This window comes from Paenibacillus contaminans (assembly GCF_003285015.1).
GTDB lineage: Bacteria > Bacillota > Bacilli > Paenibacillales > NBRC-103111 > Paenibacillus_V > Paenibacillus_V contaminans.
The window spans coordinates 531,915-551,717 of the sequence record NZ_QMFB01000003.1 but is presented as its reverse complement, the minus strand read 5'-3'; the positions used below and the strand labels follow the sequence as shown (position 1 = coordinate 551,717).

Below are 19,803 nucleotides of genomic sequence, written 5' to 3'. Positions count from 1 at the left end.
CTGCGAATGAGCGAGCATTCGTGAGAAAACCGCTACGAACAGAGGGAGTTGCGTTTGCCTCATTATGCCACCAGAACACGGGTTTTCGGCTAGAAACAATGAGGTTTGCCTCACTAATAGCTGCACTTTGCCTCATTATCTCACCAAAACATGGGTTTTCGGTTAGAAATAGTGAGGTTTGTTTCACTGATAGTAAACTTTACCTAAAAACTATAGGATAAGAGTTGAAATGCTACTAGCGCGAAACGGATACCATTTGTGTTAAATGTCATCCGCACTTGACTCCACGGGCCCGTACAACCGGGAGCGTACCTTGAACCAGTTGAACAGATGCGTGAAAATAACCTTAAGCACGGCGTAGCCGGGGACCGCGAGAATGATTCCGGCGATGCCGAATAGGTTTCCTGCCGTCAGGATGATGAAAATAATCGTGATCGGATGAATCTGGAGCGATCTTCCCATAATTTGCGGGGAGATGAACTTCCCTTCGATGAGCTGGACGATCGTCCAGACGACGATCATTTTCAGAAGCATCACGGGTGAAGTGACGATCGATACGATCAGCGCCGGCGTGATGGCGATCGCGGGACCCAGGTAAGGTACGATGCTCGTGCAAGCCGCGATGATCGCGAGAATGAGCGAGTACTCCAAGCCGATAATCAAGTAACCGATGTACAGCAAAAAGCCGATACAGAAGCTGACGATGATTTGCCCCCGTATATAAGAGCTGATTTGATGGCTCATTTCGGACATGACCCGGAACGATTGGCCGCGGAACGAAGTGGGCAGGAACGATAAAATGTAGCGTGGAAGCCGGTCCCCGTCCTTTAATAAGTAAAACAATATAAAAGGCACGGTAACGATCGCCAGGAGCGTTTCGGTTAATGCGCCCAAAAATCCGCCGATGCTGGACCATGTATGGTTCAAAATCGCCGTTCCGCGTTCGGAAATGGTTCGCGTAATCTCCTCGGGATTGATGTTGACGGTCTCTTGAATCTGATTCATCAATTGACTGCCCATCCAGGATTCGATTTGCGCCTCGACGGTTTGAAAATATACCGGAAAATTATGAATCAAGCCCATAACTTGCTCGCGGATCAAGGGAACGACGCTTCCGATGACGAGCGTTAAGATGCCGATGATAAGCAGATATAGAACGATGATCGAATAGACGCGTTTTACTTTTTTGCGTTCCAAATAATCGACGATCGGATTCAGCAAGTAATAAACGACGCCTGTAAGGATCAAAGGCAATAAAACCGTTTTGACGAGTACGAGGAGCGGCTTGAACACGTAGGAGATTTTAGTCAGCACAAAAATGTTAAGAGCGATCAGCAATACGATCAATAGAAGAATGACAAATTTATTGTTCAAAAAGAACAGCCTAAACCTGTCGGTCCAGCCAGAGGGACGTTCCATGCGCAAGTTCCTTTCTGCCATTATTATTTAGAATAACCTTTGCGGCAGCAAAGAACAAGTTTATGGGCAAGCGGTGACCGTGCACACTTAAAGTGACGAAACATCGAGTCGATATAAGCAAAAAAAAGAGCCCCGATGGGCTCTCATTTTTTTTGATTTCCGCAGTGATCATAACATAAAACTTACAAAGTCTATTTCGCCGCGCGAATCGCACTCTCTTACTCCCCTTGCAGAAGGAAGCAGTGCTTCTGCCTAATCAACTCGACCATTCCCTCAGCTTGCGATCCGATGGAAGCAAAATGGTCATGATGCCGACAAGCGGGAGGAACGCGCAGGCTTGCATAACGAAATCAAGGCTGGTCAGCTCGATCAAGTGGCCGAGCGCCAGGGCGCCGACGGCTCCTAGACCGAAAGCGAGGCCCGTAATAAGGCCGGAAACGGTGCCGATTTTGCCGGGAATTAGCTCTTGTGCATAAACGACGGTTACGGAGAAGCTCGACAGCAAAATAAACCCGATGACAAGCAGCAGCACGAACGCCCATGCCGGTCCCACATACGGTAAAATCAAGGCGAACGGCGCGGTGCCCAGCATCGAGAAAAAGATGACGTTACGCCGTCCGAAGCGGTCCGCCATCGGCCCGCCGAGAAAGGTGCTCACTGCGCCCATAAGCCCGAAGGCCAATATAAAGTATTGGGCGTTCTGCTTGGATACGCCGAGGCTTTCGTTCAAGTAAAACATGAAATAGTTCGAAATGCTCGCGCCATACCACGACCGCACGAATACGAGCACGATTAGCACGACGATCGCATAGCCGATTTGCTTGCGGCGGGCTTTGCTTGCGGTGCCCCGCGCCGATCCGTTTCGCGACTTCCGCGGCAGGACGAGCAGCATGTCTTTGTACCATCGGGCGATAAAAAATTGCACGATGATCGCGGCGCCGGCTACGAACGTGAACCACAGCGCTCCCTTCTGTCCAAGCGGAAAAAAGATGTAAATGACCATAAGCGGGGCTAGCGCCTGCCCGACGTTGCCGCCTACTTGAAAAATCGATTGGGCGAGTCCCCGTCTCGGACCGGCTGCCATATAGGCAACGCGCGAGCCTTCGGGATGAAACACGGCGGAGCCGAGGCCGACCATCATGGCCGCCAGCAGGACGAGCATGTAATTGGGCGCAAAGCCCAAACAGAGCATACCGACCAGCGTCGAAGCCATGCCGATCGGCAATAAATACGGCGACGGCCTCGCATCGGTATACATGCCGACTACGGGCTGCATAAGCGATGCGGTGAAGCTGAGCACGAAGGAAATCATGCCGATTTGCGAGTACGTAAGCGACATCGAATCTTTAATTATAGGAAAAATAGCGGTGATGACCGATTGCATCGAATCATTGAACAGATGGACCAGGCTGATCGCCATTAAAATGCGATAAGCGGTTTTGTTCGCGTCGGGAGCCGAACGGAGCCCTGCCGCTGCCGAGGTCGTCATAAATGGATTTCCCCTTCCATTAGAGAAGGGCAAGGGCGGATGAAATCCGCTCTTGCCCAAATTTTAGAAAAATCGGTTTGTCAACATGCGTCAAACGATTGGCGTTCGCACGGGGATCGGCTATGCCGATTCCATTCGACACGACAATTCCTCGATTTGCCCGAAGAAAGGAACGGTCGATGCGGACGCATTTATCCTTTAGCCTGCAGCGTACCGAGCATCTGTCCCATCCGGACGACGCTCCCCAGCTTAAGATCGCTTTGCGGCTTGAAGGTTCCCGACTCCGTCAGGAGAACGATTGTCGAGCCGAATTCGAAATAAGCAAGCTCGTCGCCTCCGGCAAGCTGGTCAGGCAGCGGCGAAACATACTGAATGCTGCTTACGTTCATGGCGCCGACCTTAACGACGGCTACTTCGCCGAATGCATGCTGCATGTACGTAATAAGCCGTTCATTGCGGCTGAGCACCCTGCGCATATGGCGGAGGCCGAACTCGTTAACCGGATAAACTTTGCCGGGTATATGCTCCTTCTCGACGATCTTGCCGCCGACAGGCGCGTGAATTCTGTGATAATCGGTCGGGCTTAAGTACAGCACGAAAAAGAAGCCGTCCTTATAGTTGACCAGCCGGGGAGAGCGGTTTAGCAGCTCCTCGATCGTATAATCCTGTCCTTTAACATTAAACATTTGGCCTGCTTGAATCGGACCGATGCCGGTTACCATCGCATCGACAGGGCTGACGAGCGCGGAATCGCCCGTTTCTACGGGGCGGATCCCCGGCTTAAGCCGTCTTGTGAAAAAATCGTTAAGCGATGCGTACTCCGCGATGCGTTTCTCGGCGTCCTCGACGCGAATGCCGTACGTTCTGGCAAACCACGGGATGAGGCTGCGGCTGGCTCTCGATTTGGCGAAGGCGCCTGTTACACGCGAGACGGTTTTGCGTGAAGAAAGTTCTGTCAATAACCGAAAAAATGGCTTCGCCATATGGACATGTCACCTGTTCTATAGAGTTCGTCTTTTTGGAGCGCTGTCTTCCGCTAACTGAATAAAGCGGGTGAAATTTCGCTTTTCTCATCTTGACACAGATTGCCCGACAAAGCAATAAAATCGCGAAAAGTTGATCCATTTTTCAGGAATGGACTGGCGGTTTATTCCAATCATTTAAGTGGTTGCCAGAAGTCGGGATTTTGTATATGCTTATACATAGATATACGATGCATAGATAAAATAGGCATAGAGGTGAGCTTTTGAAAATCAGCAAAGAGCTTATGAAAGGCAGTACGGTAACGCTCGTTCTATCGCTGTTGGAGCGGAAGCCAATGTACGGTTACGAGATGATTAAAGAGATGGAAAGCCGGTCGAACGGCATTTTTCAGTTCAAGGAGGGCACGCTGTATCCGATTCTGCATCATCTCGAAGCGGATGGCTGCGTCGAAGCTTATTGGCATGAGGAAGAAGGCAAGCGGAAACGGAAATATTACAGAATCACGGAGCGAGGCAGCAAGCTCATTGCAGAGAAAACGCAGGAATGGAGCGTATTCCGGAATGCCGTTGATCAAGTGCTCGGGGAGGGACGCGCATGAGCAGCGAGCTGCTGGGGCAATATGCGGAGGCCGTCTGCGGCTGCGTCCGGAACAAGCGCGTTCATGACGATATTCGCGAAGAACTGCTCTCCCATCTTGAGGAAGCGGTGGCGTTCAAAATGGAGGAAGGACTCTCCGAGGAGGAAGCCGCCCGCCAAGCGGTCGCCGAGATGGGCGATCCGTTATCCGTGGGCAAGCAGCTGAATCGGACGCACAAAATCAAAATCGAATGGAGCGTCATTGCGCTTACGGGATTTTTTATCGGACTCGGATTGCTTGTCATGCAGTCGATCGCGGCCGGCGGAGGCTGGTACAACGACAGCTTATTTATCAAAAAGCTATTGTTTGAAACGGTTTCTATCGCGCTGATGATCGGTGCGGCTTTGATCGATTATCGGCGTTTACAGAGGTTTACGGTCTGGTTTTACATAACGGCGGTCGCACTGATCCTGCTGACGCTGCTTACAAGCAACCAACTTAATGGCGCACATTATTTGCCGGTACCTTTCTTCGGTATGGGACATGTCGATATTTCCGTTTTCGCCTCGGTCTTGTTCCTGATCGCCGTAAGCGGCATGCTTGCGGAAGAACGGCCCTCGGGCGGAGCCGGCGGGACGAGCTTATCGCAGAGAACCCGCTCCAAGGAGCTTGCAGCCGCACAAGAGCCGCTCCTGCGCGTTTCCATCCCCGCCTATGACAAGGAATGGGCGATCGTTACCGGCGGCTTCGTCTGGAAGCTGTTTTCGCTGATCGTCGTACCTGTGGGCGGACTGTTGCTGCTCAAGCTATTTTCCGGCGTTCTTATTTATGTGGCAGGCGTTACGGCTATTTTGGTTTTTGCGAGGGTCAAAGGTTGGATTTCTTTGATCGCTATCGCCCTGACAGCAGGCCCTCTAGCTCTTTTAATGGGAACGTCGTACAGGCGCAGGTTAGTGGCTGCTTTTTTCAACGGCGATCCGGATATGAATTACTACAAGAATGTATCGCTCGATGTAATCAAACAAGGCGGTTTATGGGGACAAGGTTTCGCTGCGAATGTGAAAATACTGCCGTCCGTTCATACGGATTTTATTTATCCCTATCTTATTTATACGCTCGGCTGGGTGTCAGGAGCGCTGCTCGCATTCGCCGTTCTGCTGTTCGTTTCGCGGCTGCTGCAAGCGGCAATCGGGGCTACGGATCGCTACGGCAAGCTGATCGCAGCTGTCGCAGCCGCTTATTTTACCCTGCAGTTTGCATGGAATATTCTGATGACGCTCGGACTTATGCCGATTGCCGGCATCGGAATGCCGTTCGTAAGTTACGGAGGCGCGCAATCGGTCACCCAGGCGCTGCTGATCGGACTTTTCTTGAGCGTATACCGGCTGGGCAGAAGCCCTCGTTCTTCTTCAAACGGCCGTTTCGAACGCCCGATTTAATTTTTAACTGTTGACTTTTGGCAACGCCGTGCTAATATAAGACTGTCACTAGGGGAGCCTTACGGCTGAGACTGGATCGCATGATCCTAGACCCTCCGAACCTGATCTGGTTAGAACCAGCGTAGGGAAGTGGAAGAAGAACGGTTCCAAGAACCGGTTGCCGCGCGGCATCGACTTTCCGCCACTCCTTTACGGGGGTGGCTTTTTTGTTTGAGCCCGCCCTGTAACAGGAGATAGCTCAGGAGGCCATATATCGCTTTGTCAGGTATTCTAGTGGCAAATTTGCACGTCCTGCCGTTCAAGTCAGGATCGCCGGACGTAATTGAAGGAGTGTTGGAGAATGGGAAAGGGAAAAGGGCTGAAGCTGGCCGATATTTTGGTAACGGTCGTTATCGCAGTCGTGTTCGGTATCGTTTATAAGCTTTGGGGACCGCTGTACGATGCGGCTAAGCCGTTCGGGATTCGTCTCGAGGAGCTGATTTACGGCATGTGGTTTATTGCCGGCACGGTGGCTGCGCTGCTCATCCGTAAGCCCGGCGTCGCTCTGCTTGCGGAGGTGGCCGCTGCTTCGGCCGAGCTGGTTACCGGCTCGCAATATGGGGTGTCCGTACTTTTGTCGGGCGTGCTCCAGGGACTGTTTGCGGAGCTGGCGTTCGCCGCTTTCGGCTACAGAAGATTTACGATAGGCGTAGCGTCGCTAGCCGCAATCGGGTCCAGCGCAGGCTCGCTGATCATGGATTTCTACAATAATTACATTACCGATTTATCTGCATGGAATTTGACGCTGATGATCGGCGCCCGTACGATCGGCTCGATTATCATCTGCGGTTTCTTCGCGTACTACCTGGTCAAGGCGCTTGAGGCGACAGGCGTTACGAAGCAGCTGCGTCCCGTTTCCAATGAAGATTATAAAGCGCTGGATAATTAATAGATAAAAGGATTCGGCCATTTAACTTCTTAGACGAAAGCCGAGGCGAATGACATATGATTACGGCAGCAGGAGTCAAACAGCTGCGATTGAAATTTCCCGGCGACGAAAGCTTGCTGTTCCGCGACCTGTCGTTTGCAGTCGGCGAAGGCGAGAAGGTGCTGCTGCTCGGCCCGAGCGGCTGCGGCAAATCGACGCTTCTTCAAGTGCTGACCGGCATTATTCCCGGTTCGGTGGAAGTGCCGATGAAGCATGAGGACATCACGATACCCGCTTCTTGGGGGTATGTGTTTCAAGATCCGGACACGCAATTTTGCATGCCCTTCGTGGATGAAGAGCTGGCTTTCGTGCTTGAAAATTTGCAGGTTCCGCGCAGGGAAATGCCGGAGCGCATCCGGCATTATTTAGAGCTGGCTGGTCTTCGGCTTGACGATATCCATACGCCGATCAATGCGCTTTCCCAAGGGATGAAGCAGCGGCTGGCGATCGCCTCCGTGCTGGCGCTTGAGCCGAACGTGCTTTTCCTGGACGAACCGACGGCGCTGCTCGACCCGGAGGGGACCGAGCAGGTGTGGCAGACGATCAAAAACGTCGCCCGCAGCAAAACCGTTCTCATCGTCGAGCATAAAATCGACCGGATCGTCGATTTCGTCGACCGGGTCGTCCTGTTCGACGATCAAGGGAGAATAATCGGGGATGGCGATAAGAACGACGTGTTCGCCCGGTATAAGCAGCAATTGATCGAATACGGGATTTGGTATCCGGGCGTATGGGACGATTACTCGGCAGACCGCGCTTTGCCAGAAGCCGAGAGCCGTATGGCCGAAAGCGGCGCTCCGCTGCTTTCGTTGAATGATTTTGCCGGATATCGAGGTAAAAATCGCAAGCTGTTCATACCGCAAGCCGACGTTTACCCGGGAGAATGGATCACCGTAGTCGGACATAACGGAGCCGGAAAAAGCACGCTGCTTTTATCGCTGATGCAGCTGATCCGGACGACCGGCGGTTACAAAGTGCAAGGGCAGGATGCGGCGCGAATAAACGACCTGGCCTCCCAGCTTGCCTATGTGTTCCAAAATCCGGAATTTCAGTTTGTTACCAATTCCGTCTACGATGAAGTCGCATATACCCTTCGGCTGGATCGGGTATCCGAGACGGAAATCGCCGAGAAAACGAAGCGGCTGCTCGAGCTGTTCGAGCTTAGCGGCAAGTCGGGCCAGCATCCGTATTTGCTGTCGATGGGGCAGAAACGCAGGCTCAGCGTCGCGTGCGCAATCGTGAAGGAGCAGCCGATCCTGCTGCTGGATGAACCGACCTTCGGCCAGGATGCCAGAAACACGTTCGCGATGCTGGAGAAGCTGGAGGCGTGGCGCCTGCAAGGAACGGCAATCGTGATGGTGACTCATGATATGGAGATCGTCGAGCGGTATGCCACGCGTATCTGGACAATTGCCGACGGCAAGCTTGCTTCGGATATAAACGCGGAGCGAAAGCGGATGGACGAGAAGGCTGCTGCTGACGGAGCGGCGGCCGGAGCTGTCGGAGCAGGGGGGAGCTGACGCGATGCAGATCGATTTTTCATACCGCGAAACATGGCTGCACCGCGGCAATCCCGCGCTGAAGCTGCTGTTGTTCGTCATCCTGTTCGTATATGCGATGTTTGTGCATAATCTTGATACGCTCGTTTACATGACGGTGTTTCATTTTATTCTGCTTTTCTCCTTTTCGGGTCACCCTTTGCGCCGGCTGCTGTTATACATGTCGCCGTTTCTGCTCATCTTCGTTTCGAGTGCGGTCTCCATGGCGCTATTCGGCAAGGGTACGACGTTATGGTTCGAGTGGGGACTCGTCTCGGTAACGAAGGAAAGCTTTCTTCGCGGCATTCATCTCGGATTTCGCGCGCTGGATTTTGCCGTACTCGGCTTGACCTTCGCTTTGACGACACGGCCCGTATACTTGTTTTACTCGCTGATGCAGCAGGCCAAGCTGCCGCCGAAATACGCGTACAGCTTTATGGCTTCGATCCGGCTTATTCCGCTGCTGCTTGAGGAGCTGCAGACGCTGCGCTACGCGCTCAAGGTGCGCGGTATGCGGCGCCAACGCGGAATCGGCGGCTTTTACCGGAAGCTGAAGGCTTATGCGGTTCCGCTGCTTGCGCAAAGCATAAGAAAGGCGCAGAGGATCGCCGTTGCGATGGAAGCCAAACGTTTTTCAGAAGCGAAAAAGAGAACGTACTATTACGAGCTGAGCGTGTCGCGGATCGATGCGCTTGCCATCGTCGCGTATGCGGCAATCGCTGCGGCGGCGATCGGATTAAGCGTATATGCGCCAGTTTTTCATATGACCGACGTCAGAATGATCGGGTGACATTGTTTTAAAATATAAGGCGTTATATATTTCACCTATCAACCGCTTATCTTTCAACGGTAACGCGCAAGTCCCACCTTATGCTTGAGAAGTCGCTTTCTTCGAAAGCGTTTTGGACGGCGAAGACATGATTCTTGTATAAATGGAGGCTATCGAACATGACGACATTTTCCAAGCAAGTACGGCAGGAAGCCGATAAGATTTGGCAGGCGAGCTTCGATCATCCTTTCGTAACCGGCATTGCCGACGGCAGCTTGCCGATCGAATCTTTCCGTTACTACGTCATGCAGGACGCGTATTATTTATCGCAATTCGCGCGCGTTCAGGCGCTCGGGGCGGCGAAAGCCGACGATTTGTTTACGACGAACCGGATGGCGGTTCACGCGCAAGGTACATACGGCGCCGAGCTGTCGCTGCACGAGAAATTTTCGAAGCTGCTTGAAATAACGGAAGAGGAGAAAGCCGCATTCGAGCCTGCGCCAACTGCGTATGCTTATACGTCGCATATGTACCGCGCAGCTTACATGGGACATTTGGGCGATGTGATCGCTGCGATTTTGCCGTGCTACTGGCTCTATTACGAGATCGGCGAGCGTCTGAAGGGCTCGAAGCCCGGCAATCCGATTTATCAGGAATGGATCGACGCATACGGGGGCGAATGGTTCGGGGAGCTCGTCAAGGAGCAAATCGACCGGTTCGACGAGATTGCCGCGAAAGTTACGGAAGCGGACCGCGAACGGATGAAGCGTCATTTTCTGATCAGCAGCAAATATGAACTGATGTTCTGGGAGATGGCATATCGGCTGGAGAAATGGCCGGTGTAAGCTCCGCAAGCAAGGCTGATGCAGGCGCAACTCTAAAACCGAGGTTCGGGCAAGAAGCCGGTTGTTTGCTGCCCGCATTTGACATGAGTACCGAATGAAATGCACGTAATCTTTAGTTTACGAGTAGATAGACGATTAGTAGGTTGACCACGTCAAATTCAAGGTATAAACGAAGCTGAGTTGCATACAAACCTGCTGTTTAACTACAAGATATTACGAAAAGTCGGGTAGCAAACCTTAGATCAAACGTGGTCAAACTACTAGCAGTATTCAACTCTTAACTCTTATACTATAGATGCTAAAGATGTAAGCATTTGATCGTGCAACGGGTAGTGATCCTCATAAATGAGGCAAAGGTTACTATTCGTGAGGCAAACTTCACTATTTCTAGCCGAAAACCTGTGGTTTGGTGAGGGAATGAGGCAAACGCAACTAATAGTGAGGCAAACCTCATTGTTTCTAGCCGAAAACCCTNGCAAACCTCATTGTTTCTAGCCGAAAACCCTTGTTCTGGTGGCATAATGAGGCAAACGCAACGAATAGTGAGGCAAACGAAATTGATAGTTACGTTTGCCTAATTATTAGGCGAAAAGGAGCGTTTTACCGGTAGAATAGTGAGGCCAGCCTCATGAATAATAAGGTTTTCTCCACTAATCGCACGGTTCGTGCATAACCAATTACGTATCCGTGTTTGCTTTCGTAACCAGGTCGTCACTCCCTAGTTTTAGACTTGATATCGTAATAGTTCTATAAGGCTAAGTTTCTTCCAATTTAATTGGAGAGACTGGCCTTTTTTTATATCGGAATATTCCTAGACTTAGGCTTCCGAAGCCTTTTATCCTGAAAGCGTTTAGGATAGCGAAGACTTTTATCCTTACGGCCGGCATCAGTCAGGATTCGTCAAAATGAAACTTTTTCTCTATTGATTTTGTCGAATTTAACTAAATTTTAAACAATATCCTGTAAAATTGTCCTATAATAATGGATAACATTACTAATCTCGTATCGCTTCAGCTAGATTGCCAATAAGAAAGGGTGCTTTAGTATTGATTGGTTTATATAGTAACCGCAACAGCAGGCAATTATTTTTTTATAAAATCATGAGCGTCATGTTGATAGTGTGCGTGCTTACTGCGGGTTTCGGCTTGCGGTCGGCGGAAGCGTACGGAGGATGGCGATCGGGCGGCATTTCAGGCGAAGGACCCGGGTTTCCGGGCGAAGAGTCCTTTCCGCCTGGGGAGCCGGCTGAGGAGAACGGCGATGGATTCGTTTCTGTGTCGGCCGGGCCGGCGCATGTTTTGGCGGTTAGAGCGGACGGCTCCTTGTGGGCTTGGGGCTCAAACATAAGCGGAGAGTTGGGGATCGGGACAGCCGATCCGGAAGCTCACCCCAAACCGATTCGCATCGGTTTGACTCCCGAAGGCCAGCGCTTCAAACAAGCTGCGGCAGGCGGCTATATTGACGAAGCGGGGATTCCGCGCGGATTCTCGATCGTTCTTGATGAATCCGGACATGTATGGGTCTGGGGAGATAACGGCTCCGGTCAGCTCGGATTAGGGGATACGGAATCGCGTTATTCCCCGGCGTTAAACGATGATTTAAACAACATAAGCGACGTCTACGCGGGCGGCAAGTTTGCTGCAGCATTATCAGAGGCATGGGATGGATACGTGTTTTACGACCTGTATACTTGGGGAAATAACGATCAGGGGCAGCTGGGACGAAGCTCCGTCGAACACGATCCGACGTCTCCTTGGCCGGTCTCGCTTAACCGGTTGGATCCAATCGTCGAGGCGGCACTCGGGGACGCTCACATGCTTCTTATTCAAGAGTCAGACAGAAGGAAGACGCTGAAGGGCTGGGGAAATAATGCCCATAAACAGTTGAGCCGTGCAGAGAACGCGCCATTAACGGTGGAAACCCCAGCGGAACTAACGGTTCCCGGAGACGTAGAAGGCGGCGAACTGCTGCATGTCGCGGCCGGCGGCACCCACAGCGTTATCGCAATCGGCCGTTATGGCGAAAATGAGCAATATTCCGAAGAAGTTTGGACTATCGGGGCTAACGAACAGGGACAATTGGGAAACGGCACGAACGAAGCGGGGACCGAATTCCATATGTCCTATTCCACTGACCGCAGAATCGGGGATTTGGCAGCCGGCTACGATTTCACAATGCTTGTGAACGGACAAGATGATAGGGGGCTTCCCGATAGCGTATACGGCTGGGGCGACAGCTCGTCCGGACAGCTTGGCTTTAGTCAGGCAGCTCCCGTTAGCGGAAGCGATTTCGCCGGGAGCTCCCCTTTAATGACGATGCCACTTAACGGAATAGCCGCCGGTCTGCATTTTGCGCTTGGCATAGAGGAGAATGGCGAACTATACGCTTGGGGCACCAATACGTACGGACAGTTGGGCATAGGGATATCCGGCGAGGAGACGGTCGCTCCGGAACGGGTTCATTTTCCGACGTCGGTAACCGGCGCTTCGATTGAGGAATGGGGAGAGATCAGGGAGTTTGGGGCTCCCGCTTCTTATCGATTGCAGTTTACGGCCAAATCGGGCATCGCTCCCGGCGATAAAATCACGCTGCAAATTCCGCAAGCCTTTATGCCGAATCCGGAGGTTATGCCGTTCGAGCCGTCGGATATCGAAATACAAATGGGCGGCGGAACGCCATATACGCCGTCGGAGGTATTCGCCGGTACGGCACGTACGCTGGAAATTCCGCTGAGCCAGGAAGCGGAGCCGGGGACCACGGTAATCGTCAACCTGAAGAACGACAAGCTGATCGTGCCTCTTGTCGAGGACAGCTACTCGTTCCTGTTATACACTTCGGCGGATGCCTATCCGGTCTACGTAAAATCGGCTATCGGTAAGATCATCCGCTTTTCTGCAACTGCCAGCAACTATTTGGCAAATAGCCAAGCGCAGTACCATTTTGAACTGATAACCAGATTCGATGTAGATGCGGGGCAATCGCTTCATTTTTATATGCCGGCCTATACGTTATCCGAGAATGGATTACTCGTTTTTTATAACGGCCAGCGCTTGTCTGAAGAAAATGTGATAATCGATTCACTAGTTTCGGAAATGTATGTAGAGTTCTCAATTGTCGTTCCGGACCGAATACCGGCGGGACAAAAAGTGACGTTCGATATTGTCCGCGGACTTGGTAACCCTTCAGGGGAAGAACAAGAGCCGGCGTTCATACAACTAAGCATTCCTGCTTTAGGGGATGTCGAACGAGTTATACCAATCGGCGTCGAACCTCCGTTTAGGTTTAATGCCGGCCAAGAGGGCACCCTTGCCACAGGCTCGCTTGACGTGGCGGTGAATGCGGAAGGGTTTGAGATATCCGACTACAGTCCATATAAAGTACGGTTTTCTGCGGACGGACTCACTTGGCCGGATCAAGGGTGGCAGGACCTGCAGCCGATCCTTTCCTATAGACTAGGAACCGGAGAGGAAGGGTTGCGGACGATATTCGTGCAGCTAGCAGAGAAAGAGGACGTTATGCGAACGTTCACGCCCTTTGCCGTATCGATTTATTGCTCCGAGAAAACGCAATTGACCGGTCTTTCCATTTCAAAGAGTGGAGAAGAATATATTCCAACGGTTGAACCGTTCGAACCGGAGCGATCGGCATATACGGTGAACTTGAGCGACAGTCAAAGCGGCGAGCTGTTGATAGAACCGTTTTTGAAAGATGGGGCGCGCATTTCGCCGGTCGTAGAGAATGCACAGCTGGTAAACGACAAAATATCCGTCGATTTGGCAGCATTGCCTATCGGGTTGACCCCTGTGGTGATGACGATCAAGGCGACAGACCCTCAGTATGGAGAAGTTGAAAACAAAATTATCGTAAACGTAAATATTAGTCTTCCTTTGACGGACGCGCAGCTCGATTTCCGGTCTGGAGAGGATATGCCCGCTTTTTATAAGGAAGGCGCAAAACTACAAGTAAAGCTGACGGCTCCAAACGTGCTGTTTGCTAATGATCGTATCCGGGTTGAGGTTCCGGCTTCTTTCCTTGTGACTCGGACCACAGAATGGAATGCCACGGCCTATGTGCGGCAATCTCCCGGAATAGAAGACAGCACGCCGGTTGAAGTCATTGTAAAGCCGGATAGCGTCAATCGTGAATTTATCGTGGAGCTGACCGGAGCCGAATCCGTGCTTGTCCCTGCCGACTCGGAGCTGACATTGCTGTTGGATAAAGAGCCGGATACGCCGGGAGGCGCGGGTTATCCGGTCGTTTTGCCGGATAGCATCGGCGAATACGAAGCGAGTGTCTCCACGACGAGGAATTTGCCTTTCTCGGTTAACATCGTCGTTCCGGCAGACTCGCCTCAAGACGTCTCCGTTACGCCGGGGACGGACATGGCGTCAGCCGTTAATGTAGAGTATGCGATTGCATTCATTTCGCCGAACACACTGGATCCGGTTAATGACCCGATTACGATATCGTTCCCTGAAGGATACGTGCTGCCTGAAACGATGGGTTTGGGATCGGTATCGGTTAACAGTACCGTACCGACGAAAATTAGTATTAATGAAGAAGAACGCAAAATCTCGATTTTTACCGATGTGTCGATTCGAGTCGGAGACCCGGTTTCGGTCGTTTTTGATGAAACGGCCGGACTCCAAAATCCATCTGCTCCAGGCAATTATTCGATCGATGTGTCGACCGAGCTGACGCTTAATTCCACATCGGTCGATGTAACGATTGTCGGAAAGGCGGCCGCCCCGACTGCGTCGCTAGAGAACGGAGCGATTGTCGCTTCGGGAACAACCGTTACGTTGAACAGCGAAACGGCGGGAGCAAAGCTGCACTACACATGGGACGGCTCGACGCCAACGTCTGAAAGCCCATGGGTAGGCTCGGGCGAGAACGTCACGCTGACAGGCGAGCCGAATCAGGCGATCACATTGAAAGTGATCGCACTAAAAGAAGGTATGACATCGAGCGAAGTCTCGACGTTCACCTATACGATCCAGGAGCAGGCTGCCGCTCCGACCGCGTCGCTAGAGAACGGAGCGATTGTCGCTCCGGGAACAACCGTTACGCTGAGCAGCGAAACGGTGGGTGCAAAGCTGCACTACACATGGGATGGCTCGACGCCAACATCTGAAAGCCCATGGGTAGGCTCGGGCGAGAACGTCACGCTGAACGGCGCACCAAATCAGATGCTTACATTGAAAGTAATCGCGCTGAAGGAAGGTATGACCGCGAGCGAAGTCTCGACGTTTACGTATACGATCCAAAATCAGGCGGTGGCTCCGACTGCGTCGCATGTGAACGGAACGATTGTCGCTCCGGGAACAACCGTTACGCTGAGCAGCGAAACGGTGGGTGCAAAGCTGCACTACACATGGGACGGCTCGATACCTACGTCTGAAAGCCCATGGATAGGCTCGGGCGAGAGCGTCACGCTAACAGGCGAGCCTAATGCGGTGATCACGCTGAAAGTAATCGCGTTGAAAGAAGGTATGACAGCGAGCGAAGTCTCAACGTTTACGTTTACGATCCAGGATCAGGCGGCCGCTCCGACTGCGTCGCTGGAGGACGGAGCGACGGCAGCTCCGGGAACAACGGTTACGTTGAACAGCGAAACGGCGGGAGCAAAGCTGCACTACACATGGGACGGCTCGATACCTACGTCTGAAAGCCCATGGGTAGGCTCGGGCGAGAGCGTCACGCTAACAGGCGAGCCTAATGCGGTGATCACGTTGAAAGTAATCGCGTTGAAAGAAGGTATGACCGCGAGCGAAGTCTCGACGTTTACGTATACGATCCAGAATCAGGCGGCGGCTCCGACCGCGTCGCTTGTGAACGGAACGATTGTCGCTCCGGGAACAACCGTTACGCTGAGCAGCGAAACGGTGGGTGCAAAGCTGCATTACACATGGGACGGCTCGATACCTACGTCTGAAAGCCCATGGGTAGGCTCGGGCGAGAGCGTCATACTGACAGGCGAGCCGAATCAGGAGATCACATTGAAAGTGATCGCGTTAAAAGCAGGCATGCAAAATAGTGAAGTTGCTGTATTCCAGTATACGATTCGACAAGCGCTGTCCGATAACAATTACTTGAGCGGGCTTGGTTTGCTCGGATTCGACGAAACCGGGAATGAGACGCAAATTTCGATTCCGATTCGGCGGGATTTGAACGACTATCAAGTAACTGTCGGTCATCACGTTCAACAGCTCTTGATCATGCCGAAGCTTGAAGATCTCGATAAAGCGAATCTGCAAATGAGCGTAAACAACGAACAGGCTTCCGTTACGGAAAACGTTTATTTGGATGTCGGGGTGACGAATATTGCGATCGTCGTAACCGCAGAGAATAACGAAACGCGCAGCTATACGTTGAACGTAACTCGCAGCGGCCCGAGCAATGCGGATTTGATCGGCATTTCTATCCATGGAGCTTTGTCGGCACCGAGCGGCAATGAAATTTCGCTTAAGGTCGATGCTGCGCAGCCTTCGCTTGAATGGCTGGTTCAAACGTCGGATCCTCTAGCGACTTACGCGATTAGTCAAATTTCAGGTCCGACGGTAACCGGTATTGTGTATTCACCGTCGAGCGAGCTCGTTCAAGTTAGCGGCATTTTAGCAGGCGAGTATCGCTTCCGGATCGTTGTAACGGCCCAGGACTTGACGGAAAAAACGTACGAAGTGACTTTGTCAGCCGAACCGGAGCCGCTAATCGGCAAATTCGCTTTTGTGGACGTTACCGAAAATACGATTACCTTAATGTTATCGGCAGCGATGAATGACGATGTTCAGCTTGACCCGCAGAAGTTTGCGATTGAGCGGGACGGTCAAACCTTTACGGCCGTAACGGCGGAACTCGATTCGGGCGATTTATCCGGATATTCCTTACGGCTCACGTTCGAAACGCCATTGACTGGGAACGAGCTGACGTTAAAGTTGGCGGATGGAGCCGTTCAGCTTGAGCCGGGTAAACGAAACATCGCACAAATGTTACCGATCAAAGGAGAAGCCGACGTAGCGGCGATCCGCGCGGAAATGGATACAGACGGCGATGGCGTTCGCATCGACGATGTCGTCAAATATTTAAACCGTATGCATGATGTAACGGGTGACGGTAAAGTCGACCGCAATGACATCCGATTCCTGCTTATGCAAATCGGCAAATAACATGTGAAAAGCTGTTCCATGCGGGCGAATCACGCCTGCCTTGGGCAGCTTTATTGTTCGTTTCGGCAAGCCTGCGCCTCACATGTATAATCCCTGCGGCCTCAGGGCATTATACGCTTGGAGGTGACGCGGAATGGAAAAGAAGGCCAATAACAAAAACGGCAGCCCGGACTTCCGGGAAAATAAATTCGTGCAGGAGCAGACTCAGCTGCAGCCGGAAAAAGCGGCGGATTACGTACCGAGCTTGAATCAGGTGAGCAAGCAGGGCAACCCGCAATAATCGCATTTTGATGAGCAAGAGCGGCCGGTACCCGAAATGGGGCCGGTTCTTTGCGTTGGAGCAGGCAGGGGCTTAAACTGCCGTCCGGCGGCACATATAAACGATTTACATAAGAGGCGGAACAATTCCTGTGCGAATATATGGCGAACGCGGCTTGGGCATTTTTACAAATATAAGAAATTTATTTGTTTCACGGATTAAGTGCTTATATTCAACGGTAAACGCGCCTGTCCTTAAAGGAAGGCGAAGCCGTTTATCCTTGTCTAAAAGTCGTTATGTGGAACCATAACTAAGTGTCATACTAACGTCCGTGAAATCATAGGATATCGGGTGTGGATTTTTCCGGTCTATAAGAAAGCATGTACATAGGAGCGGCTCTAGACCTATGGGAAACGCGGGGGAGTCGTTAATACTCGAAATCTCAGTGAGTTTACGCTAGGGTCTTGTTCGATTTTCCGGTAACACGCATGTCATGAAAGGACGGACTAGGCGTTTATTCTTAATACTTTTCCATAAATTCGTAACAAACTCACATTTTCGACAAAAATAGAATGAATAATTTATTATCCAGTCCCAGTTTCTGACAACCTTCGTTGCTCGAATGATCTATAATACAAGTTGTGTGGAAGGTTTCGAAGGCGTTGAAGATAATCCATTTAAAGTGGGGTAATCCGATGAAGGCAGAACGCGTCGTACTGGATGTTCGCCATATTTTAGCGCAGCTCGATATCCGCTTCGAACAGTATGAGGAATGGAAGCAACTGACCGAACAGACCGAACACACCGAGCGGCTCGATCGCCGGATGGAAGAAACGAATTGGTTTCACGAGCAGTCCGCTGCGGGCTATTCATATGAAATGGAGGCACGCAATGCCATTTGAACATGTAAGACAGTATATCCTGCGTTGATTGTTTCCTTTCTCGGTAAAACTCGGCTCGATTAGAAAGACGGTGTAACCGATTGTCCTTGTTGCAGAACGGAAGAGCTTCGATGCTGAAAGACCTGCATTGGAAAAATAGGTAAGCCGCTTGCGCCGCGGAAAAACGTTAACGCATAAAACGACCTCGGAAGAAACGTCCTTGGCCGAAGCGTTTGCTGAAAAACCGAACAATCGCTCGAAGGATGTGCATTCCGAGACTAGATAAAAAAACTCATTATGATACATGAGGTATCATCGTGAGTTTTTTTCTGAGCACATTTATCGATTTACGTCGGTTATTTCATAGCGCGATCGGCGCGGATGAATGCGATAAATCGTTTGGCTTCTTCGGGAGTCAGCGGTTTGCCATCGATCGTCAGCGAAAATTTATCCAGGAGGTCCTGATCGGATAGCTCAAGCTGATCGACAAACTCCTGCACTTTGGCGTCAACGACAGACGGCTCACTGCTTCTGCCCATGATGTAATCGATCGATACATGAAAGAAGTCGGCGATTTTTTGCATCGTTTCATAATCCGGTTCCCGCCGATTATTTTCGTAGTGAGAGAGCGCAGCACGGGTGATACCGACTTTGCCCGCCAGTTCTTCTTGGGTCAGCCGTCTTTCATCGCGCAATTTGGCAATCCGGTTGCCGTATTTCATAGCAGAGGTTCCTCCCTGAATGTTGTAACGATGTTGTAAGCCGTCGTCACGAATATATCGTCGACGCGAAACTTGCGTCTATCTTGATTGCGCTTGCATTTTTCTGCAAAAATGCACGAAAACTATAATCATTATACACCAGAAAACGCTCGTATAGCCAAAGAAATCACGGAATTTTGAAGAAAAAAAGCTTGACACGATACATAACGTATCGTAAAGTTACGATATGACAGATACATAACGTATCGAAAAAAGGAGATCGCTGTATGTCAAACGACGGTTTTAACGGAAGGATCGAGTCCATACCGTTATTATTCCGGGATCATTTGTACGCGCAACTTCGTATTGTCGAGGTCAAAGGACGCCCCTCCAGCTCGCGTCCCGGCCGCGTCGAAATCGGGAATATCAGCGCCAAAAGCTTGCGATTCTTAACCGAGCTTCGTTTTCCGGTCGGTCCGTTCGTCGTGCTTGCAATGGATCTGACCATAGTCGATCGTCCCCTCCGTCTGACAGGCTACATCATATACAGCCGGCGAAAAAAGACAAAAAACGAGTATGAGCTGGTCCTCACGATCGACGAAACGACACGCGCCGAGCTGCGCGATCAACTGCATAGACTTGCGATGATGTATGTGCCGCAATATATGAAAGCCGAATATTACTATCATTTTTTTGCCGAATCGTCCTATGATTTTGCGAATAACCGAATTAATTTGCTGGTGTGACCGCGCGTGATTGCCGATAGTTC

14 protein-coding genes and 1 riboswitch are annotated in these 19,803 nt (G+C 51.4%); of the genes, 10 read left to right on the top strand and 4 right to left on the bottom strand.

Going from position 1 to position 19,803, the window contains the following annotated elements:
- Positions 1 to 261: 261 nt before the first annotated feature.
- The 3 genes from DQG23_RS08885 to asd all read right to left on the bottom strand — a co-directional run bounded on the left by DQG23_RS08885 (position 262) and on the right by asd (position 3,891).
- Entirely contained in the window at positions 262 to 1,419 is a 1,158-nt protein-coding gene (locus DQG23_RS08885) for an AI-2E family transporter (RefSeq protein WP_113030449.1), read from the bottom strand.
- Between the two features lie 256 nt (positions 1,420 to 1,675).
- On the bottom strand, positions 1,676 to 2,908 hold the full coding sequence (locus tag DQG23_RS08880) for an MFS transporter (protein WP_113030448.1): 1,233 nt from the start codon (positions 2,906 to 2,908) through the stop codon (positions 1,676 to 1,678).
- 191 nt (positions 2,909 to 3,099) lie between these two features.
- The gene (gene asd / locus DQG23_RS08875) at positions 3,100 to 3,891 is read right to left on the bottom strand and encodes an archaetidylserine decarboxylase (protein WP_113030447.1); all 792 of its coding nucleotides are present in this window, start codon (positions 3,889 to 3,891) and stop codon (positions 3,100 to 3,102) included.
- Positions 3,892 to 4,154: 263 nt separating this feature from the next.
- Here asd and DQG23_RS08870 point away from each other — a divergent pair, with 263 nt between their 5' ends.
- The 9 genes from DQG23_RS08870 (at position 4,155) to DQG23_RS08835 (ending at position 18,354) form a co-directional block, all read left to right on the top strand.
- Complete coding sequence (locus tag DQG23_RS08870; RefSeq protein WP_113030446.1) at positions 4,155 to 4,490, top strand: PadR family transcriptional regulator; 336 nt, start codon at positions 4,155 to 4,157, stop codon at positions 4,488 to 4,490.
- Positions 4,487 to 5,908, top strand: coding sequence for an FtsW/RodA/SpoVE family cell cycle protein (locus DQG23_RS08865; protein WP_113030445.1), 1,422 nt, complete (start codon positions 4,487 to 4,489; stop codon positions 5,906 to 5,908). The genes DQG23_RS08870 and DQG23_RS08865 overlap by 4 nt, the downstream gene beginning before the upstream one ends.
- A 40-nt stretch (positions 5,909 to 5,948) precedes the next feature.
- A riboswitch (TPP riboswitch) is annotated at positions 5,949 to 6,053 on the top strand.
- Between the two features lie 195 nt (positions 6,054 to 6,248).
- On the top strand, positions 6,249 to 6,836 hold the full coding sequence (locus tag DQG23_RS08860) for an ECF transporter S component (RefSeq protein WP_113030444.1): 588 nt from the start codon (positions 6,249 to 6,251) through the stop codon (positions 6,834 to 6,836).
- A 56-nt stretch (positions 6,837 to 6,892) separates the two neighbouring features.
- On the top strand, positions 6,893 to 8,395 hold the full coding sequence (locus DQG23_RS08855) for an ABC transporter ATP-binding protein (protein ID WP_113030443.1): 1,503 nt from the start codon (positions 6,893 to 6,895) through the stop codon (positions 8,393 to 8,395).
- A gap of 4 nt (positions 8,396 to 8,399) precedes the next feature.
- Positions 8,400 to 9,203 (top strand): energy-coupling factor transporter transmembrane component T family protein, encoded by an 804-nt coding sequence (locus DQG23_RS08850; RefSeq protein WP_113030442.1) that lies wholly within the window; start codon positions 8,400 to 8,402, stop codon positions 9,201 to 9,203.
- 158 nt (positions 9,204 to 9,361) lie between these two features.
- Positions 9,362 to 10,027: a thiaminase II gene (gene tenA / locus DQG23_RS08845; RefSeq protein WP_113030441.1), complete on the top strand. Its 666-nt coding sequence runs from the start codon at positions 9,362 to 9,364 to the stop codon at positions 10,025 to 10,027.
- Between the two features lie 1,046 nt (positions 10,028 to 11,073).
- A complete protein-coding gene (locus DQG23_RS08840; protein WP_113030440.1) occupies positions 11,074 to 17,193 on the top strand; it encodes a chitobiase/beta-hexosaminidase C-terminal domain-containing protein in 6,120 nt (2,039 codons plus the stop codon).
- A 133-nt stretch (positions 17,194 to 17,326) separates the two neighbouring features.
- A complete protein-coding gene (locus DQG23_RS42545) occupies positions 17,327 to 17,473 on the top strand; it encodes a hypothetical protein (RefSeq protein WP_192894564.1) in 147 nt (48 codons plus the stop codon).
- A 674-nt stretch (positions 17,474 to 18,147) separates the two neighbouring features.
- A complete protein-coding gene (locus DQG23_RS08835; RefSeq protein ID WP_113030439.1) occupies positions 18,148 to 18,354 on the top strand; it encodes a hypothetical protein in 207 nt (68 codons plus the stop codon).
- Positions 18,355 to 18,689: 335 nt separating this feature from the next.
- On the opposite strand, the gene DQG23_RS08830 is transcribed toward DQG23_RS08835, so the two are convergent.
- Positions 18,690 to 19,055 carry a helix-turn-helix domain-containing protein gene (locus DQG23_RS08830; protein WP_113030438.1) on the bottom strand — a complete coding sequence of 122 codons (366 nt, stop codon included), beginning with the start codon at positions 19,053 to 19,055 and terminating at the stop codon, positions 18,690 to 18,692.
- Between the two features lie 266 nt (positions 19,056 to 19,321).
- Here DQG23_RS08830 and DQG23_RS08825 point away from each other — a divergent pair, with 266 nt between their 5' ends.
- Positions 19,322 to 19,780, top strand: coding sequence for a hypothetical protein (locus DQG23_RS08825; protein WP_113030437.1), 459 nt, complete (start codon positions 19,322 to 19,324; stop codon positions 19,778 to 19,780).
- Positions 19,781 to 19,803 lie beyond the last annotated feature (23 nt).

Bases quoted from the DNA above. Each gene is read 5' to 3' on its own strand.
- DQG23_RS08885 (WP_113030449.1), bottom strand. From the start codon at position 1,419: ATGGAACGTCCCTCTGGCTGGACCGACAGGTTTAGGCTGTTCTTTTTG.
- DQG23_RS08880 (WP_113030448.1), bottom strand. From the start codon at position 2,908: ATGACGACCTCGGCAGCGGCAGGGCTCCGTTCGGCTCCCGACGCGAAC.
- asd (WP_113030447.1), bottom strand. From the start codon at position 3,891: ATGGCGAAGCCATTTTTTCGGTTATTGACAGAACTTTCTTCACGCAAA.
- DQG23_RS08865 (WP_113030445.1), top strand. From the start codon at position 4,487: ATGAGCAGCGAGCTGCTGGGGCAATATGCGGAGGCCGTCTGCGGCTGC.
- DQG23_RS08860 (WP_113030444.1), top strand. From the start codon at position 6,249: ATGGGAAAGGGAAAAGGGCTGAAGCTGGCCGATATTTTGGTAACGGTC.
- DQG23_RS08855 (WP_113030443.1), top strand. From the start codon at position 6,893: ATGATTACGGCAGCAGGAGTCAAACAGCTGCGATTGAAATTTCCCGGC.
- DQG23_RS08850 (WP_113030442.1), top strand. From the start codon at position 8,400: ATGCAGATCGATTTTTCATACCGCGAAACATGGCTGCACCGCGGCAAT.
- tenA (WP_113030441.1), top strand. From the start codon at position 9,362: ATGACGACATTTTCCAAGCAAGTACGGCAGGAAGCCGATAAGATTTGG.
- DQG23_RS42545 (WP_192894564.1), top strand. From the start codon at position 17,327: ATGGAAAAGAAGGCCAATAACAAAAACGGCAGCCCGGACTTCCGGGAA.
- DQG23_RS08835 (WP_113030439.1), top strand. From the start codon at position 18,148: ATGAAGGCAGAACGCGTCGTACTGGATGTTCGCCATATTTTAGCGCAG.
- DQG23_RS08830 (WP_113030438.1), bottom strand. From the start codon at position 19,055: ATGAAATACGGCAACCGGATTGCCAAATTGCGCGATGAAAGACGGCTG.
- DQG23_RS08825 (WP_113030437.1), top strand. From the start codon at position 19,322: ATGTCAAACGACGGTTTTAACGGAAGGATCGAGTCCATACCGTTATTA.